Source organism: Photobacterium sp. SKA34, from assembly GCF_000153325.1.
In the GTDB taxonomy this organism is placed as follows: Bacteria; Pseudomonadota; Gammaproteobacteria; order Enterobacterales; family Vibrionaceae; genus Photobacterium.
In genome coordinates, this window is sequence record NZ_CH724143.1 from 209,570 (window position 1) to 226,080 (window position 16,511).

At 41.3% G+C, this 16,511-nt stretch carries 13 protein-coding genes; 10 read left to right on the forward strand and 3 right to left on the reverse strand.

Annotation, left to right across the window (positions count from 1 at the left end):
- Positions 1–373: 373 nt before the first annotated feature.
- The 4 genes from rppH (at position 374) to SKA34_RS13970 (ending at position 4,970) form a co-directional block, all read left to right on the forward strand.
- A complete protein-coding gene (rppH, locus tag SKA34_RS13955) occupies positions 374–892 on the forward strand; it encodes an RNA pyrophosphohydrolase (RefSeq protein WP_005369648.1) in 519 nt (172 codons plus the stop codon).
- A gap of 59 nt (positions 893–951) precedes the next feature.
- Positions 952–3,198 carry a phosphoenolpyruvate--protein phosphotransferase gene (gene ptsP / locus SKA34_RS13960; protein WP_006646180.1) on the forward strand — a complete coding sequence of 749 codons (2,247 nt, stop codon included), beginning with the start codon at positions 952–954 and terminating at the stop codon, positions 3,196–3,198.
- 27 nt (positions 3,199–3,225) lie between these two features.
- Positions 3,226–4,029 (forward strand): sulfite exporter TauE/SafE family protein, encoded by an 804-nt coding sequence (locus tag SKA34_RS13965; protein ID WP_006646181.1) that lies wholly within the window; start codon positions 3,226–3,228, stop codon positions 4,027–4,029.
- A gap of 89 nt (positions 4,030–4,118) precedes the next feature.
- Positions 4,119–4,970: a thymidylate synthase gene (locus SKA34_RS13970; protein ID WP_006646182.1), complete on the forward strand. Its 852-nt coding sequence runs from the start codon at positions 4,119–4,121 to the stop codon at positions 4,968–4,970.
- A 97-nt stretch (positions 4,971–5,067) separates the two neighbouring features.
- On the opposite strand, the gene SKA34_RS13975 is transcribed toward SKA34_RS13970, so the two are convergent.
- Positions 5,068–6,210: a Na/Pi symporter gene (locus tag SKA34_RS13975; protein WP_006646183.1), complete on the reverse strand. Its 1,143-nt coding sequence runs from the start codon at positions 6,208–6,210 to the stop codon at positions 5,068–5,070.
- 519 nt (positions 6,211–6,729) lie between these two features.
- On the opposite strand from SKA34_RS13975, the gene nhaA reads away from it, so the two are divergent.
- Both nhaA and nhaR read left to right on the forward strand, forming a co-directional pair.
- Positions 6,730–7,899, forward strand: coding sequence for a Na+/H+ antiporter NhaA (gene nhaA / locus SKA34_RS13980; protein ID WP_006646184.1), 1,170 nt, complete (start codon positions 6,730–6,732; stop codon positions 7,897–7,899).
- A 361-nt stretch (positions 7,900–8,260) separates the two neighbouring features.
- Positions 8,261–9,148 carry a transcriptional activator NhaR gene (gene nhaR, locus SKA34_RS13985; protein ID WP_006646185.1) on the forward strand — a complete coding sequence of 296 codons (888 nt, stop codon included), beginning with the start codon at positions 8,261–8,263 and terminating at the stop codon, positions 9,146–9,148.
- Between the two features lie 60 nt (positions 9,149–9,208).
- Here nhaR and SKA34_RS13990 read toward each other — a convergent pair whose 3' ends face one another.
- Entirely contained in the window at positions 9,209–9,835 is a 627-nt protein-coding gene (locus SKA34_RS13990) for a DUF502 domain-containing protein (RefSeq protein WP_006646186.1), read from the reverse strand.
- 140 nt (positions 9,836–9,975) lie between these two features.
- Positions 9,976–10,236 carry a 30S ribosomal protein S20 gene (gene rpsT, locus SKA34_RS13995; protein WP_006646187.1) on the reverse strand — a complete coding sequence of 87 codons (261 nt, stop codon included), beginning with the start codon at positions 10,234–10,236 and terminating at the stop codon, positions 9,976–9,978.
- 208 nt (positions 10,237–10,444) lie between these two features.
- Between rpsT and murJ the strand changes: the two genes are divergently transcribed.
- The 4 genes from murJ (at position 10,445) to lspA (ending at position 16,489) form a co-directional block, all read left to right on the forward strand.
- Entirely contained in the window at positions 10,445–12,004 is a 1,560-nt protein-coding gene (gene murJ / locus SKA34_RS14000) for a murein biosynthesis integral membrane protein MurJ (protein ID WP_006646188.1), read from the forward strand.
- Positions 12,005–12,159: 155 nt separating this feature from the next.
- Entirely contained in the window at positions 12,160–13,122 is a 963-nt protein-coding gene (gene ribF / locus SKA34_RS14005) for a bifunctional riboflavin kinase/FAD synthetase (RefSeq protein WP_006646189.1), read from the forward strand.
- A gap of 5 nt (positions 13,123–13,127) precedes the next feature.
- Positions 13,128–15,968, forward strand: coding sequence for an isoleucine--tRNA ligase (gene ileS / locus SKA34_RS14010; RefSeq protein WP_006646190.1), 2,841 nt, complete (start codon positions 13,128–13,130; stop codon positions 15,966–15,968).
- The gene (gene lspA / locus SKA34_RS14015; protein ID WP_006646191.1) at positions 15,968–16,489 is read left to right on the forward strand and encodes a signal peptidase II; all 522 of its coding nucleotides are present in this window, start codon (positions 15,968–15,970) and stop codon (positions 16,487–16,489) included. The genes ileS and lspA overlap by 1 nt, the downstream gene beginning before the upstream one ends.
- The last annotated feature ends 22 nt before the right edge of the window (positions 16,490–16,511 follow it).

The window sequence follows — 16,511 nt, forward strand, 5'->3', positions numbered from 1 at the left end:
CTTTGACCGATCGTTTTTTTGAGATATTAATATTCTATTTATTTAAATTTATTATGTACTTTGTGATAATTTAAGATGATGATTATTAAGGATTATATTTTTTTATTGTTGGTTTTTTATTACTGTGTATCAAGCGATAATTATATATAAATTCGAGGTTTTTTTATCTTCTGCACAAATCTATCCACAGAAAGAGTGAATAAATGTGGGGGATGTCTCATTTAGATGTTTATAACCTCTAGCAGGGAGAGAAGTTATCCCAAATTTGATGTTTCGTTAGGAAAATATCACGATCTGATCGAATCTTTGTTTACCGATCACCTCTACTATGAAAAAATCACTATTAATAGATATTTATACTTGAGGTCGTCCAGTGATTGATGGCGATGGATACCGCCCTAATGTAGGGATCGTTATCTGCAATAGCCATGGCCAGGTATTTTGGGCTCGACGATATGGACAACATTCTTGGCAGTTTCCGCAAGGTGGTATTGATGATGGTGAAACACCTGAGCAAGCCATGTTCCGTGAATTGTACGAAGAAGTAGGATTAACCAAAAAAGATGTCAGGATAATTGCGTCAAGCCGTCATTGGCTACGTTATAAATTACCTAAACGTTTAGTGCGGTGGGATTCGAAACCTGTTTGTATCGGGCAGAAACAGAAATGGTTTTTGTTGAGCTTGGAGTGCGATGAGTCCAAGGTCAATATGCAGCGAGGTGCTACTCCTGAATTTGATGGATGGCGATGGGTAAGTTATTGGTATCCAGTTCGACAGGTCGTTTCGTTTAAGCGTGATGTTTACCGTCGCGCACTTAAAGAATTTGCACCTGTAGCCATGCCTTTTAAAGAATGGAAAGAGCGAAAATTCAAGCGTAATAATAAAAAGTAAATAAGGTAATACGATAATATAGAGATTATTGGCAATATAGAAGGATAATAAGGCTCGTTATGCTGACACAGCTTAGAGAGATAGTTGACAAGGTCGTCAGCGCCCAGACCTTGATTGAAGCACTAGATCAATTAGTGATGAGCACTTGTCAGGCCATGAAAACAGACTGTTGTTCGGTCTATATTGCTAATCATGAGCGTCAACTTTACACATTGATGGCAACGCAAGGGCTGCATAAATCTCAGCGGCGTGTAAGTTTACGCTTTAATCAAGGTCTAGTTGGCCTTGTTGGGCGTAAAGCTGAGCTCGTTAATGTTGCTGATGCTCGTTTACACCCCCATTTCAAACATCTCCCAGGGATCGGAGAAGAATCCTTTCGATCGTTTTTTGGCACGCCAATCATTCATCAGCGCCAAGTACTTGGTGTCCTTGTTGTACAGCAACGAGAAAAGCGGGAATTTAACGAAAGTGAAGAGTCTTTCTTAGTTACCCTTGCAGCTCAATTATCAGGTATTTTAGCCCACGCGAAAGCACAAGGAATGTGGTTTGAGCAAGGTAATAAATTACACCTTACTGGATCAGCGGCTTCTGCTGGTGTTGCTGTTGCTAAAGCATGGTGGGACGATACCCAACCACTATTAGAACATGTTGCTCCCACATCTTGTCTTGATGTGAATGTTGAGCAAGAACGTTTAACTATCGCGATAGAAGCGGCCAGTACAGAGTTTCGACGTTTACGTAAACGTTTTGATAGTGAACTACAAAAAGAAACCCTCGCCATTTTTGATTTATTCAGCCATTTACTCAATGATCCTATGTTGCGTAAAGATCTGAAAGCCCGTATTGCTTGTGGAGATCAGGCGGAGTGGGCCGTACGTCAAGTGGTTGAATCTTATTCCGCTCGTTTTGCGAATATGAAAGATCAATATCTCAAAGAGCGTGCACAAGATATTCGCGAGTTGGGTCAGCGCTTATTGTTCTTTTTACGTGATGAAGAAGTTGATGAGTTGCAGTGGGATGAACCTGTGGTGTTATTAACCCGAGAGTTAACAGCAGCGATGCTTGCGACAGTCCCTTTAGGGAAGTTAGCTGCGGTTGTTGCTCAAGAAGGTGCAGCTAATTCACATGCAGCTATTTTGTCTAGAGCACTAGGTATCCCTGCAATTATGGGGGTCGACTTTGTTCCTCATATGGTACACAACAATTTAGTTGTTGTTGATGGCTATCGTGGTGACTTTCTTGTTAACCCTAATCGTCATGTATTAATTGAATATCGCCGTTTATTACGTGAAGAGCATGAACTAGCCAAAACGGTTGAAGGTGATCTGGATAAAGAAGCCTATACCAAAGATAATCAACGGATCATGGTTCACTTAAATGCGGGTTTAAGTGCTGATACCAATATCGCGGTTAATAAAGGGGTCGACGGGGTTGGCTTATATCGTACCGAAGTGCCTTTTTTACTGCAACGTAGCTTCCCTTCAGAAGATGAACAAATTAATCAATATCGTTCTATTTTGCAGACTTATCCCGAGCAAACCGTTGTGATGCGAACGCTCGATATTGGAGGCGATAAGCCGCTACCGTATTTAACTATAGAGGAAGATAATCCCTTTTTAGGTTGGCGTGGGATCCGTTTTACCCTAGATCATCCCGAGATTTTTTTAATTCAAGTTAGAGCGATGTTACGTGCCAGTATTGGCTTGAATAATATGGATATATTGCTTCCGATGATCTCAGGGATAGCTGAACTTGATGAAGCCAAAATATTAATTGAGCGCGCCTATCAGGAAGTGGCAGGTCAATATGATGGCGAGTTAAGAAAACCCCGCTTGGGTATTATGATTGAAGTACCTTCAATGCTTTATCAGCTCCATGCGTTAGCCGATAAAGTTGATTTTATTTCAGTTGGCAGTAATGATTTAACTCAATATTTGCTTGCCGTTGATCGTAATAACTCTCGTGTCGCCAGTGTTTATGATGCGCTTCATCCTGCTGTTTTAAATGCCTTAAAACATATTATCGATAGTGCTAAGCGTTACCAACTCCCCGTTTGCGTTTGTGGTGAATTATCAGGTGATCCGATTGGTGCAATTTTATTAGTCGGAATGGGGTATCGATCATTGAGTATGAATACCCGTAATGTAGCCAAAATAAAATATATATTACGTCATGTGTCAGCACTTGATATGGCGCAATTGGCGGATGATGTTCTCGCGGTACATTTATCTTGTGAAGTAAGAGATAGAACAACGTTATTTGTCGAACAGCATGGTTTAGGTGGGTTTATCCGCGCGGGTAAGTAGAACACTTTTTTATATTGGTTACGTATTATGTATGAAACAACACTTTGGCTATTTAGCATGTGTTTGCTCTTGGGAGCTGTCGTCGGACTATTGGCTGGTTTATTAGGCATTGGCGGAGGCTTATTGGTTGTACCGGCTCTGGTTTGGTTATTACCGAAAGCCGGAATTGTATCGCATCTTGTGATGCATATTGCGTTAGCGACCTCACTTGCCAGTATTGTTATGACTTCAATGGCCTCAGCACGTAATCACTTTAAGCTTGGAAATATTGATTTTTCAGTGGTGAAAATATTAGCCCCAGGGATCATTGTTGGCGGGTTGGGGGGGAGTATTGTTGCAGAGATCATCCCTTCAGATTATTTACCTAAAATTTTTGCTGTTATCGTATTGTGTCTAGCAATTCAGATGTTGTTATCGATGAAGGTGATAAACAGTAAGCCTCTGCCAAACCCATTAGCATGTGTATCAAGTGGTGGCATCATTGGTTTGATCTCAAGTCTCGCTGGCATTGGTGGAGGATCATTAACAGTACCGTATTTAAGTTATTATGGTATTGAGATGCGACGTGCCATCGGTACCTCTTCGCTCGTTGGTTTCTTAATTGCTGTTTCTGGGATGATTGGTTTTATTTACGCAGGAGCAGGCAGTGAAGCGTTACCAGCGTTTAGTGTGGGTTATGTGTATTTACCAGCCTTGTTCGGTATTGCTGCAACATCGATGATTGCAACTCGTTATGGCGCGGCTTTAGTGAGTCGACTACCGACCCCGACACTGAAAAAGTTATTTGCGGTGTTATTGCTAGTGATCAGTATAAAAATGTTTTTAAGTTAACAGCAGGGCCAACAGGCTTCTGATAGAATAATGGTTAATAATTTTCGCGCCTAGCTTTTGCTGGGCGTATTCAGTTTACGAGTAGGACTATGAAACAATATTTAGCCTTATGCCAACGCATCGTTGATGAAGGTGTGTGGATTGAAAACGAACGTACAGGTAAGCGTTGTTTAACGGTTATCAATGCTGATCTGACTTATGATGTTGCTAATAATCAGTTTCCGTTGATTACTACTCGTAAAAGTTTCTGGAAAGCTGCAATCGCAGAGCTTCTCGGTTACTTACGTGGCTATGATAATGCAGCGCAATTTCGTGCGATTGGCTGTAACACATGGAATGCTAACGCCAATGATAACCCAGCATGGCTGAACAACCCTCATCGTAAAGGTGAAGATGACATGGGACGTGTTTATGGTGTTCAAGGTCGTCGCTGGCAAAAAACAGACGGTACGCCAATTGATCAATTAAAAAAGATTGTTGATGATTTAACCAAAGGTATTGATGATCGTGGTGAAATATTAACGTTTTACAACCCTGGTGAGTTTGATATGGGCTGCTTGCGTCCTTGCATGCATACACATACATTTTCACTACTGGGTGATACGTTATATTTAACAAGCTATCAACGCTCATGTGATGTACCGCTAGGGTTAAACTTCAACCAAGTACAAGTGTTTACTTTACTCGCGTTAATGGCGCAAATAACAGGTCATAAAGCGGGTCAGGCTTACCACAAAATTATCAACGCACATATCTATGAAGATCAGTTAGAGCTTATGCGGGATGTGCAATTAAAGCGTACTCCATTTGCCTCACCACAACTTAAAATCAACCCGAAGATCAAGTCATTAGAAGATTTAGAAACATGGGTAACGTTAGATGATTTTGAAGTAGTGGGTTACGAGCATCACGATCCGATTCAATACCCATTTTCTGTTTAAATTAATCAACAACATATACTAAAAAGTAAATGTAATCAGAATGGTAAGAAATAAAAAAGCCCAGCATAAGCTGGGCTTTTTCGTAGCGCGATATTAATTAAGCAGTTAATGCTAAAATTGCACCTGGGATAGCGATGAATACTAAGCCAAGATAACCTGCGACCGCTACTTTGTTCTTGGTTGCTAAGTCGCTTAAGAAGAATGCGCACTTCAACGGGATTTCACGTAAGAATGGAATGCCGTAAATCAGTACCGTTGCCATTACATTGAAACATAAGTGTACCAGTGCAATCTGTAATGCAAATACTGCATTATCGCCTGATACTGCAGTTGCTGCTAATAATGCAGTAATACATGTACCGATGTTTGCACCAAGCGTGAATGGGTATACATCACGTACTTTTAGTACACCTGTACCTACTAGCGGTACCATCAAGCTTGTTGTTGTTGATGATGATTGTACTAAAATCGTTACTGCTGTACCTGACGCAATACCATGCAGTGGACCACGACCAATTGCACTTTTTAGAATATCACGAGCACGACCAACCATTAGGCTACGCATTAGCTTACCCATAACCGTAATCGCGAAGAAGATTAATGCGATACCGATGAAGCTAAGCGCGACACCACCCATAGAACCAAATACTTCGAGAGGACTTTTTACTAGCTCTACTGCAGGTTTAGTTAACGGCTTCATAAAGTCCATTCCCTTCATGCTCATATCACCAGCACTTAAGAATGGAGACACTAACCAACTAGACATTTTATCTAGCAAACCAAACATCATCTCTAGTGGCAAGAAAATTGCTACAGCCAGTAGGTTGAAGAAATCATGGACGGTTGCACTGGCAAAAGCACGACGGAATTCATGCTTACAACGCGCATGCCCTAAACTCACTATCGTATTGGTTAGTGTAGTACCAATATTTGCCCCCATTACCATTGGGATTGCTGTTTCAACAGGCAAGCCACCGGCAACAAGACCCACAATGATTGATGTTACCGTACTTGATGACTGAATTAACGCTGTTGCGATTAAACCAATCATGAGCCCCGCTACAGGGTGAGAAGCAAATTCGAATAAGGTTTTAGCTTGTTCGCCAACAGACCATTTAAAGCCGCTGCTGATCATAGATACAGCAACAAGTAAAAGATAAAGCATGAACGCTAGATTGGCCCAGCGGACCCAACGCATAGAGCTGAACTTAGATACAGCAGTAGTGGCTTGGGTAGTCATAATCATTTCTCCATGACAATAGTATGTCGTTTTGGTGTCATTTTGTTGAAATCTTCGTGGATGGTAGATGGCTTTTATTTCAGAAATATTACACTGATTGTCACAAATATGATTTGTTACTTTTTTGTGATGGCGAGCGATTAATTGGCACTAATTTATTTTTGTTTTTATATTCTTAACTATCTGTTATATATGCTTTATTAAGAGGTTTTTAGTTAAAAAGGAAATTTGAGTTTTTTTTAATGTGGTATACGGAAAGGTTGTCTTTTTTTACGATAAGACGTAAAAATCGGTCAATTATGACAGTTTACCTATATTTAATAGGGAAGCACATGACAGGGAAATGCGCGCTAATGTCAAAGGTTCGTTAGTAAAGCACGGTTATTATATTGTTATGGCTCTAATTATTCGGTATTTCCGAGTTATTGCATCTAAACAAACGATTTCACAAGTGCTGAGAATGACGTTTACACTGCATTTAATTGATTAATTCATATTGTTTTATAGGAGTGACGGTCGATGACCGATGCTATTCGTAAGTTTCTTAAATTAGAATCAGCTGGTGGTATTGTGCTGATTATTGCTGCGCTTATTGCGATGATCATTGCTAATTCACCGCTAGCATCAGTGTATACCGATACATTGCACAGTTATGTTGCTGGCTTATCAGTTTCCCATTGGATCAATGATGGTTTAATGGCTGTTTTCTTTTTGCTTATTGGCTTAGAAGTAAAGCGGGAGCTAATTGAGGGGGCGCTAAATACTAAAGAAAAAGCAATTTTCCCTGCTATTGCGGCTGTGGGCGGTATGGTTGCACCAGCATTAATTTATGTTGCGTTTAATTATAACGATCCGATGGCTATTAAAGGCTGGGCAATTCCTGCTGCTACAGATATCGCATTTGCATTAGGTGTGATGGCACTACTAGGTAATCGTGTACCGGTAAGCTTAAAAGTGTTCTTACTTGCACTTGCGATTATTGATGATTTAGGTGTGATTGTCATTATCGCGCTGTTCTATAGTTCTGATCTTTCGACAATTTCACTAGCTGTTGCTTCGGTAGCTACAGTGACCTTGTTTATTATGAATGCGAAGAATGTTACTAAGCTTTCTTGGTACTTAATTGTCGGTGCAGTACTATGGATTAGTGTATTGCAATCAGGTGTTCATGCAACGCTAGCCGGTGTTATCCTTGGTTTTACGATACCACTAACGGGTAAAGATGGTCGTTCAGATAAACACTCACCATTAAAGCACTTAGAACATGCTTTACATCCGTATGTTGCTTTCTTGATTTTACCTACTTTTGCTTTTGCTAATGCAGGTATTTCGTTAGATGGCGTATCGTTAGAAAGCTTATCGTCAATGCTACCTGTTGGTATTGCTGCAGGTCTTTTCATTGGTAAGCCTTTGGGAATATTTGTCGCGTGTATCATTGCTGTGAAATGTGGTTTTGCCAAACTACCTGATGATATTAACTTCAAACATGTCTTTGCCGTATCTGTTCTGTGTGGTATCGGTTTTACGATGTCGATTTTCATCTCTTCACTCGCATTCATTGGAGCAGATGAAAGCTTTGCAACGTATTCCCGACTAGGGATATTACTAGGTTCAACAGTAGCGGCAGTTGTGGGTTACGTATTACTGAGTCGATCTCTTCCAAAGGAAGCGCAAAAGGTAGAGGCGTAATATAAATACCTATTAGCTATACTGTTTTCAACTTTCGCAGCTTCAAGTGTTGCAGCAATGAACTATAAACATTGTACAACAGCTGATAGGTCTGAGGTTTGTCAGGCTCAGGCTTATCTACAAGGTCTAAATGATGGGAAAAAGAGGTAAAAAAGCAATTACCTCTAAATCATCTTTTCAAGATCGTGTACTTGAGCGGCGATGCGGTGAGCTTTATTGCAATCTGAACGTTTAAATCGTCAACCTGCGTGTTAATAGGTTTCTAATACGCGTTTATTAGAAATAATAAGATAAAGATTGAAGACCCCAGTGGCACTGCGTAAGCTTTGTTGTTGGGGTTTTTTTATGGGTTGATAAAGGTATGTCTCACTTAAATTATAATCACTTATATTATTTCTGGATGGTATGTAAACAAGGCTCTGTAACCAAAGCTGCAGATGCTTTATTCCTAGCGCCACAAACGGTAACTGGGCAGATCCGTGCTTTAGAAGATCGTTTAAAAGGGCGATTAACTAAACGTGTAGGACGCCAGATAGAACCAACTGAATTAGGACAAATGGTGTTTAAGTATGCCGATAAAATGTTTGATTTAAGTTATCAAATGTTGGATCGGATCAACTATACCCAGCGAGATAATCAGCTTTTTGAAGTGGGGGTTGCTGATGCTTTGTCTAAACGGTTAGTCAGCCAAGTGTTACTAGAAGGCATGCCTGATGATCAGAGAATTCATTTTAGCTGTTTTGAATCAACCCATGAAATGCTATTAGAACAATTATCCCAGCATAAGCTCGATATGATCCTTTCTGATTGCCCCGTTGATTCAACCCAAAGCCCTGGTTTATACAGTAAGAAATTAGGGGAATCTGGAATGAGCTTTTTCTGCTCAGATAAACTACCAGAATCGACGTTTCCTGCGTGTATTGAAGAGTATAAATTGTTAGTACCAAGCCGACGGTCTGCGATGGGGAGAAAACTGCACCAATGGTTTGATCAGCAAGGGATCACGCCTAATATTTTAGGTGAGTTTGATGATTCAGCTCTGATGAAAGCATTTTCGTCTTATCAACAATGTATGTTTATTGCTCCCTCTAACTATGCTGATGAGTTAAAGGAATCATGCCAAGTGCATGAGGTAAAACGAGTGAGCGATATTTCAGAAGAGTATTATGTTATTTTTGCTGAACGGATGATAATGCACCCATCGGTCACGCGTATCTGTGAGGCGGACTTTAGTCGGTTATTTGTTTAACTAGCCTCATACCCATTTATGAGGCTAAAGTTGCAGGCTGATGGATAGAGCGCTTATTTATCAGCTATCAGAAAGCGTGTCTATTTCTTCTTTTGTGTCTTTATCGTTATTTCCTTTGGGCGTAGAGATCCCTGCTGTTAGGTTGTAGCGCATTGCCTCTTCGAATGACCAATCAACAAGTGTTAAGTCTTCACGCTTAACCAAGGTTGTCACTCCAGCTATTTGATAGCTAAGTGGGAACAATACAGGAACCCAATCCCCCTCAGGGAGCGCATTAGCGAGCGGTTCTGGCATGTCATCAGACATAATAAAGCCGATTACATAACTATCATTGGCCTGATGCACTAAAACCGTTTGTTGTCCTTTATTTTTATTATCGCTGCTCATGAGTGAGGCAATGTCATTGATGCTGCTGTATACCGTTTTAAAGAACGGAAAACGCATTAATTGTCGAATAATGAAATCATACAGCCAAGCAATAGGGCTAACAGAGAAAAGAAGGCCAGCAATAAACAATAGAGTCAGGATCAATAAAAAACCAGCACCTTTGAATAACTCGGTTAAATGGAATAAACCAAATAAAAAGTTACCGACTTTGTCTAATGACTCAAATAATGACCAAAATAGCCATATGCTCAAGACTAAAGGCAGGACGTTGAGCAAACCTCGTAACAACGTTTTTTTCATGTTTTGCTCTTAATGAAGATAATAATGAGAAGATAGTGTGCCATAAAGATGGCAGCAGAGAGTCAGAGAAATATAAATTTCAGGTATAAAAAAACCGACTCAAGGTCGGTTTTTTTAAATCTAAACTCAAAAATTAAAAATTAAAGAGCTTTGATTTTAGCCGTTAGACGAGCTTTATGACGTGCAGCTTTGTTTTTGTGAATCAGGCCTTTAGTAGCCATACGATCCATAACAGGTTGCATTTCAGCGAAAGCTTGTGTTGCAGCTTCTTTATTACCAGCTTCAATAGCGGTAATTACTTTCTTGAAGAAAGTGCGCATCATAGAACGACGGCTAGCGTTGTGCTGGCGACGTTTTTCTGAAGTTAGTGCACGTTTCTTAGCAGATTTGATATTTGCCAAGGGTGTAACTCCCAAATCTTGGTACGGTGACAATTTAAGGCCGAGGACTATGCCTTGGTTCTTTGTATTTGTCAAATGATTTGTGCGAATAACCGCCAGACCAATCAAGTTGGCACTTGCGGATTAACACGGTTAATATGGCGGCAGATTTTACCAGCATTTGGAATCAGAAGTCACCTTTCTGAGCCATCTTTTATGAGGTTTTTTTGTGAGTAAGCGTCTTTTACGCTCTGGAATGATAGTTAGCGCCATGACTTTGGTCTCTCGCGTACTCGGTTTAGTCCGAGATGTGGTGGTTGCTAACCTTATGGGAGCAGGGGCTGCGGCCGATGTTTTTTTCTTTGCAAATAAAATTCCCAACTTTTTACGTCGCCTTTTTGCCGAAGGGGCTTTTTCGCAAGCATTTGTACCTGTATTGACGGAGTACCATGCGGCTGGCGATGTTGATCGAACACGAGATTTGATTGCAAAAGCGGCAGGTACGCTAGGCGGCATTGTAACGATAGTGACATTGTTTGGGGTGTTAGGCTCTGGCGCTGTGACAGCTTTATTCGGTTTTGGTTGGTTCTGGGATTGGATGCATGGCGGGGCTGATGCGGAAAAATTTGAACTTGCAAGCTTGTTGCTAAAAATTACTTTCCCATATTTGTGGTTTATTACCTTTGTTGCATTATCTGGCGCGATATTAAATACGTTAGGTAAATTTGCGATATCGTCGTTTACCCCCGTTTTTTTAAACATATCGATTATTGGTTGTGCATGGTTTGTTTCTCCACATCTGGCTCAACCTGAGATAGGTTTAGCTATTGGTGTTTTCGTTGGTGGCTTAGTGCAGTTTTGCTTCCAATTGCCATTTTTGTATCGCGAAGGATATTTAGTTCGCCCTAAATGGGGCTGGAATGATCCGGGTGTAACAAAAATTCTCAAACTGATGTTGCCTGCGCTGTTTGGTGTTTCTGTTACCCAAATTAACTTATTACTTGATACCTTCATTGCCAGTTTCTTAATGACAGGCTCAATTAGCTGGCTGTATTACTCTGATCGTTTATTAGAGTTTCCTCTTGGTTTATTTGGTATCGCTATTGCAACGGTGATACTACCCGCACTTTCACGTAAACACGTTGATAAATCGCCAGAGCAATTTGCCCAAACGATGGACTGGGGCGTAAGAATGGTGCTGCTGCTTGGCATTCCAGCTATGCTTGGCATGATCACACTGGCTAAACCAATGTTGATGGTAATGTTTATGCGCGGCGAATTTAGCGTTTACGATGTTAATCAAACTGCAGCATCATTATGGGTAGTATCTGCTGGTTTATTAAATTACATGTTAATTAAGATTTTTGCGCCGGGCTATTACGCACGTCAAGATACTAAAACACCAGTAAAAATTGGTATTATCGCGATGATCAGTAACATGGTGTTTAACGGTATTTTTGCTCCGTTTTATGGTTATGTTGGTTTGTCTATTGCCAGTGTTTTATCGGCATTGTTAAACGCTGCGCTATTGTACCGAGGCTTGCATGTAGGCAATATTTATCGCATTAGCCGTCAAACGTTATTTTTTGTTTTGCGACTTGCTATAGCTGGCATTTTAATGGTGGCAAGCTTGTTATGGTTAAGCCCAACAATGGAACAGTGGTTAGGTTTTCATTTACTTGAACGTGTAGGCTGGTTGTTTGGCTTAATTGCAATAGGCAGTGGTGTTTATCTAATAATTGCGATGATTTTAGGCATTCGCCCACGACATCTGCGTACAGATAGCTGATTACAAGCGTTGAGTAGTATATAATCCGCCAGCTTTATTGTAGAAAGACAACATTTTTCGCAATAATAGCGGCGGAGTTTTTAGCTTAAAGGCGGATTTTGATTGTTTGCATCTTTTAGTGTGTGAATATTGATGAGTGGTAAGTAACTGAGCGCATGGAATTAATTCGAGGTATACATAATATTCAACCCCAGCATCATGGCTGTGTGTTGACTATAGGCAACTTTGACGGTGTTCATTTAGGGCACCAAGCATTGCTACGTCAAGTGGTAGCTAAAGCCCATGCGATGCAACTTTCCGCTACGGTAATGACATTTGAGCCTCAGCCGTTAGAATTGTTTGCAGGAGATAAAGCGCCAGCACGCTTAACCCGTTTTAGAGATAAATATTTACAGCTAAAAAAGGTCGGTATTGATCGTTTGTTATGCGTGAATTTTAATCATCATTTTGCCACCATGAGCGCTGAAGATTTCGTCGAGTGCTTGTTGGTTAAGCAATTGGGTGTTAAGTTTCTTGTTATTGGCGATGATTTTCGCTTTGGACAAGGCCGTAATGGTGATTTTTCCATGCTAGTGGAAGCGGGACGAAAACATGGCTTTGAGGTAGTAAGTACCCAAAGTTTTTGTGTTTCAGAGCAGCGAGTAAGCAGCACTGCCATTCGTCAAGCACTAGCAAAGAATGAACTTGAACAAGCTGAAATGATGCTTGGTCGACCTTACAGTATTCGCGGACGTGTCTCTCACGGACGAAAGTTAGGTCGAACGATTGGTTTTCCTACTGCCAATATACCTTTAAAACGACGTGTAACGCCGGTAGCTGGTGTTTATGCTGTTGAAGTGTATGGTGCAGATAGTCGCCCTGTTATGGGGGTGGCTAATGTTGGTCATCGGCCAACCGTAAAAGGTGTACGCCAACAACTTGAAGTGCACTTATTTGATTTTCAAGCTGATCTCTACGGACATCAGCTTGAAGTCGTGTTACGCCATAAATTGCGTGACGAAAAGAAATTTGAATCCTTCGATGCGCTTAAACGCCAAATCGAGCGAGATGCTCAAGCAGCACGGGTGTGGCTGTCTGAGCGTAATAATGTCCAACTTCGCCCAAGTAACGGAATCTAGAATCAATGAGCGACTATAAAGATACCCTGAACCTGCCTGAAACAGGGTTTCCGATGCGAGGCAACCTAGCTCAGCGTGAGCCTGCAATGCTTAAGCGTTGGTATGATGAAGATCTTTACGGTGAAATCCGTAAAGCAAAGAAAGGTAAAAAATCTTTCGTATTACACGATGGCCCTCCATACGCTAACGGTGATATTCACATTGGTCACGCACTAAACAAGATTCTTAAAGACATTATTATTAAGTCAAAGACTCTGTCTGGTTTTGACTCACCGTATATGCCTGGTTGGGACTGCCACGGTCTACCGATCGAATTAATGGTAGAGAAAAAAGTCGGTAAGCCAGGTCAAAAAGTGACGGCTGCTGAATTCCGTGAAAAGTGCCGTGAATATGCCGCAGGCCAAGTTAACGGTCAAAAAGAAAGTTTCATGCGCCTAGGTGTACTGGGTGAGTGGGATAAGCCTTACCGCACAATGGACTTCGATACTGAAGCCAACATTATTCGTGCATTAGGTAAAATTGCTGATAAAGATCACCTATTGAAAGGTTTCAAACCTGTTCACTGGTGTACTGATTGTGGTTCAGCACTGGCTGAAGCTGAAGTTGAATACCAAGATAAAGTATCGTTATCTATCGATGTGAAATTTAAAGCGGTAGATGAAGCGACAGTATTAGCTAAATTTGGTTGTGTGGATGATCAAGGCCAAGGCGACGTGTCTATTGTTATTTGGACAACAACACCTTGGACTATGCCTGCTAACCGCGCAGTCGCTGTGAGTGCCGATCTTGAATACGCATTAGTACAAACACCAGTTACAGAAGCACATCCTCAGCCTCAACGTTTAATCGTAGCGGCAGAGCTTGTAAAAGATGTAATGGGACGTGTTGGTTTTGAAGAATCAGAAATCCTTGGTTTCTGTAAAGGTGAAGAGCTTGAACTACTTCGCTTTAACCACCCATTCTACAGCTTTGATGTGCCTATTATTTTAGGTGATCACGTAACGACTGAATCGGGTACAGGTTGTGTACATACAGCACCTGGTCACGGTCAAGAAGACTTCGTGGTTGGTCAAAAATACAATCTTGAAATTGCTAATCCTGTAGGTAGTAACGGTGTTTACTTACCAGATACTGAGATCTTTGCCGGTCAACATGTATTTAAAGCAAACGAAGCGGTTGTTGATGTACTACGTGAGCATGGTTCACTACTACATTTCTCAAAAATTACGCACAGCTACCCACATTGCTGGCGCCACAAAACGCCAATTATCTTCCGTGCTACGCCGCAATGGTTCATCTCTATGGACAAAGCAGGTCTACGTACGAAAGCATTGGACGAAATCAAAAATGTTCAATGGATGCCTGAGTGGGGTCAAAGTCGTATTGAAGGCATGATCGAAGGTCGTCCTGAGTGGTGTATCTCGCGTCAGCGTACGTGGGGTGTGCCAATTGCACTATTCATCCATAAAGAGACGCAAGAGCTTCACCCTCAAACGTCTGAGCTGATTGAAAAAGTAGCACAGCTTGTTGAGATAAAAGGCATTCAAGCGTGGTGGGATCTAGAACTTACTGATGTAATGACCGCAGAAGATGCCGCACATTACGAAAAAGTACTAGATACACTAGACGTATGGTTTGACTCTGGTGTTACGCACTTCTCTGTGGTTGATAGTCGTCCAGAATTTAACGGTCACTCAGCGGATCTTTACCTTGAAGGTTCAGACCAACACCGCGGTTGGTTCCAGTCTTCATTGATTTCATCGGTAGCGATGAAAGATAAAGCACCATACAAACAAGTGTTAACCCACGGCTTTGTCGTTGATGGCCAAGGCCGTAAGATGTCTAAATCTATCGGTAACGTAGTTGCACCAAAAGATGTAACGAATAAGCTTGGTGCTGATATTTTACGTCTTTGGGTAGCTTCTACCGATTACACTGGCGAAGTGGCTGTGTCTGACGAGATCTTAAAGCGTTCAGCCGATGCTTACCGTCGTATTCGTAATACTGCACGTTTCTTCTTAGCTAACTTAAGTGGTTTCAACCCTGAAACTGACTGTGTTCCTGCTGAAGAAATGGTCGCACTTGATCGTTGGGCTGTTGGTCGTGCAATGGCGGCTCAAGAAGAAATCATCAAAGATTACGAAGATTACAACTTGCACGCAGTAACACAGCGCTTAATGCAGTTCTGTTCTATTGAAATGGGATCATTTTACTTAGATGTAATCAAAGACCGTCAGTACACAGCAAAACGCGGTAGCCATGCTCAACGTAGCTGTCAGACTGCGCTTTACTACATCGTTGAAGCATTAGTTCGTTGGATGGCACCTATTATGTCATTCACCGCTGATGAAATTTGGAACGAAATGCCGGGTCAACGTGACAAGTTCGTGTTTACTGGTGAGTGGTTCGATGGTCTATTTGGCCTTGCTGATAACGAAGAGCTAAGCAACGAATTTTGGGCTGAAATCCAACAAGTTCGTGGTGCGGTGAACAAGTTACTTGAAACGGCACGTAGCGAAAAAGTGATCGGTGGCTCACTACAAGCTGAGGTTATTCTTTCTGCTAATGCTGAATTGGCTGAGAAGCTAAATAAGTTAGAAGACGAACTACGTTTTGTTCTATTAACATCAAAAGCTCAAGTTGTTGTTGCTGATAGCAAGCCTGAAAATGCACAAGAAACCGATATCGAAGGTTTATTCGTAACGGTTAAAGCATCTGAAGCGGCGAAATGTGAGCGTTGTTGGCACCATGTTGCTGATGTTGGCACGATTGCAGGCCATGAAGAAATTTGTGGTCGCTGTGCAACTAACATCGATGGCGAAGGCGAAAAGAGAAAATTTGCATAATGACAAGTACAGCATTGAAGCAATCGCTTACAGTTAAACAATCTGGCATCCGTTGGTTATGGCTAGCGGTTCTGGTATTTATCATCGATAACGGTACTAAGCTGTTAGTGATGGACACGATGGGCTATGGTTGGCCAAACCGGATCGAAGTACTGCCGTTTTTTAATTTACTTTATGTACACAATACCGGTGCTGCGTTTAGTTTTTTAAGTGACGCAAGTGGTTGGCAGCGTTGGTTATTTGCAGCTATTGCCTTTGGTGTTTGTGGCTTATTAATGTATTGGATGCGTCGTACACCAGCGACAAATAAAATCGCGAATATTGCTTATGCATTAATTATTGGTGGCGCATTAGGTAACTTATTTGATCGTATGTACCATGGTTTTGTGGTTGATTTTCTAGACTTTTACTATGGTAACTACCATTGGCCTGCATTTAATATTGCTGATAGTGCAATATGTGTCGGTGCGGTTTTTTTGATACTTGATGGTTTAAAATCAGACAAGCAAGCGAAGTCGTAATTAGTTACCTTTATCGGTATTA

Coding starts and splice junctions, on each gene's coding strand:
- ribF (WP_006646189.1), top strand. CDS start 12,160: ATGGAATTAATTCGAGGTATACATAATATTCAACCCCAGCATCATGGC.
- nhaA (WP_006646184.1), top strand. CDS start 6,730: ATGACCGATGCTATTCGTAAGTTTCTTAAATTAGAATCAGCTGGTGGT.
- lspA (WP_006646191.1), top strand. CDS start 15,968: ATGACAAGTACAGCATTGAAGCAATCGCTTACAGTTAAACAATCTGGC.
- nhaR (WP_006646185.1), top strand. CDS start 8,261: ATGTCTCACTTAAATTATAATCACTTATATTATTTCTGGATGGTATGT.
- SKA34_RS13970 (WP_006646182.1), top strand. CDS start 4,119: ATGAAACAATATTTAGCCTTATGCCAACGCATCGTTGATGAAGGTGTG.
- SKA34_RS13990 (WP_006646186.1), bottom strand. CDS start 9,835: ATGAAAAAAACGTTGTTACGAGGTTTGCTCAACGTCCTGCCTTTAGTC.
- SKA34_RS13965 (WP_006646181.1), top strand. CDS start 3,226: ATGTATGAAACAACACTTTGGCTATTTAGCATGTGTTTGCTCTTGGGA.
- SKA34_RS13975 (WP_006646183.1), bottom strand. CDS start 6,210: ATGACTACCCAAGCCACTACTGCTGTATCTAAGTTCAGCTCTATGCGT.
- ptsP (WP_006646180.1), top strand. CDS start 952: ATGCTGACACAGCTTAGAGAGATAGTTGACAAGGTCGTCAGCGCCCAG.
- ileS (WP_006646190.1), top strand. CDS start 13,128: ATGAGCGACTATAAAGATACCCTGAACCTGCCTGAAACAGGGTTTCCG.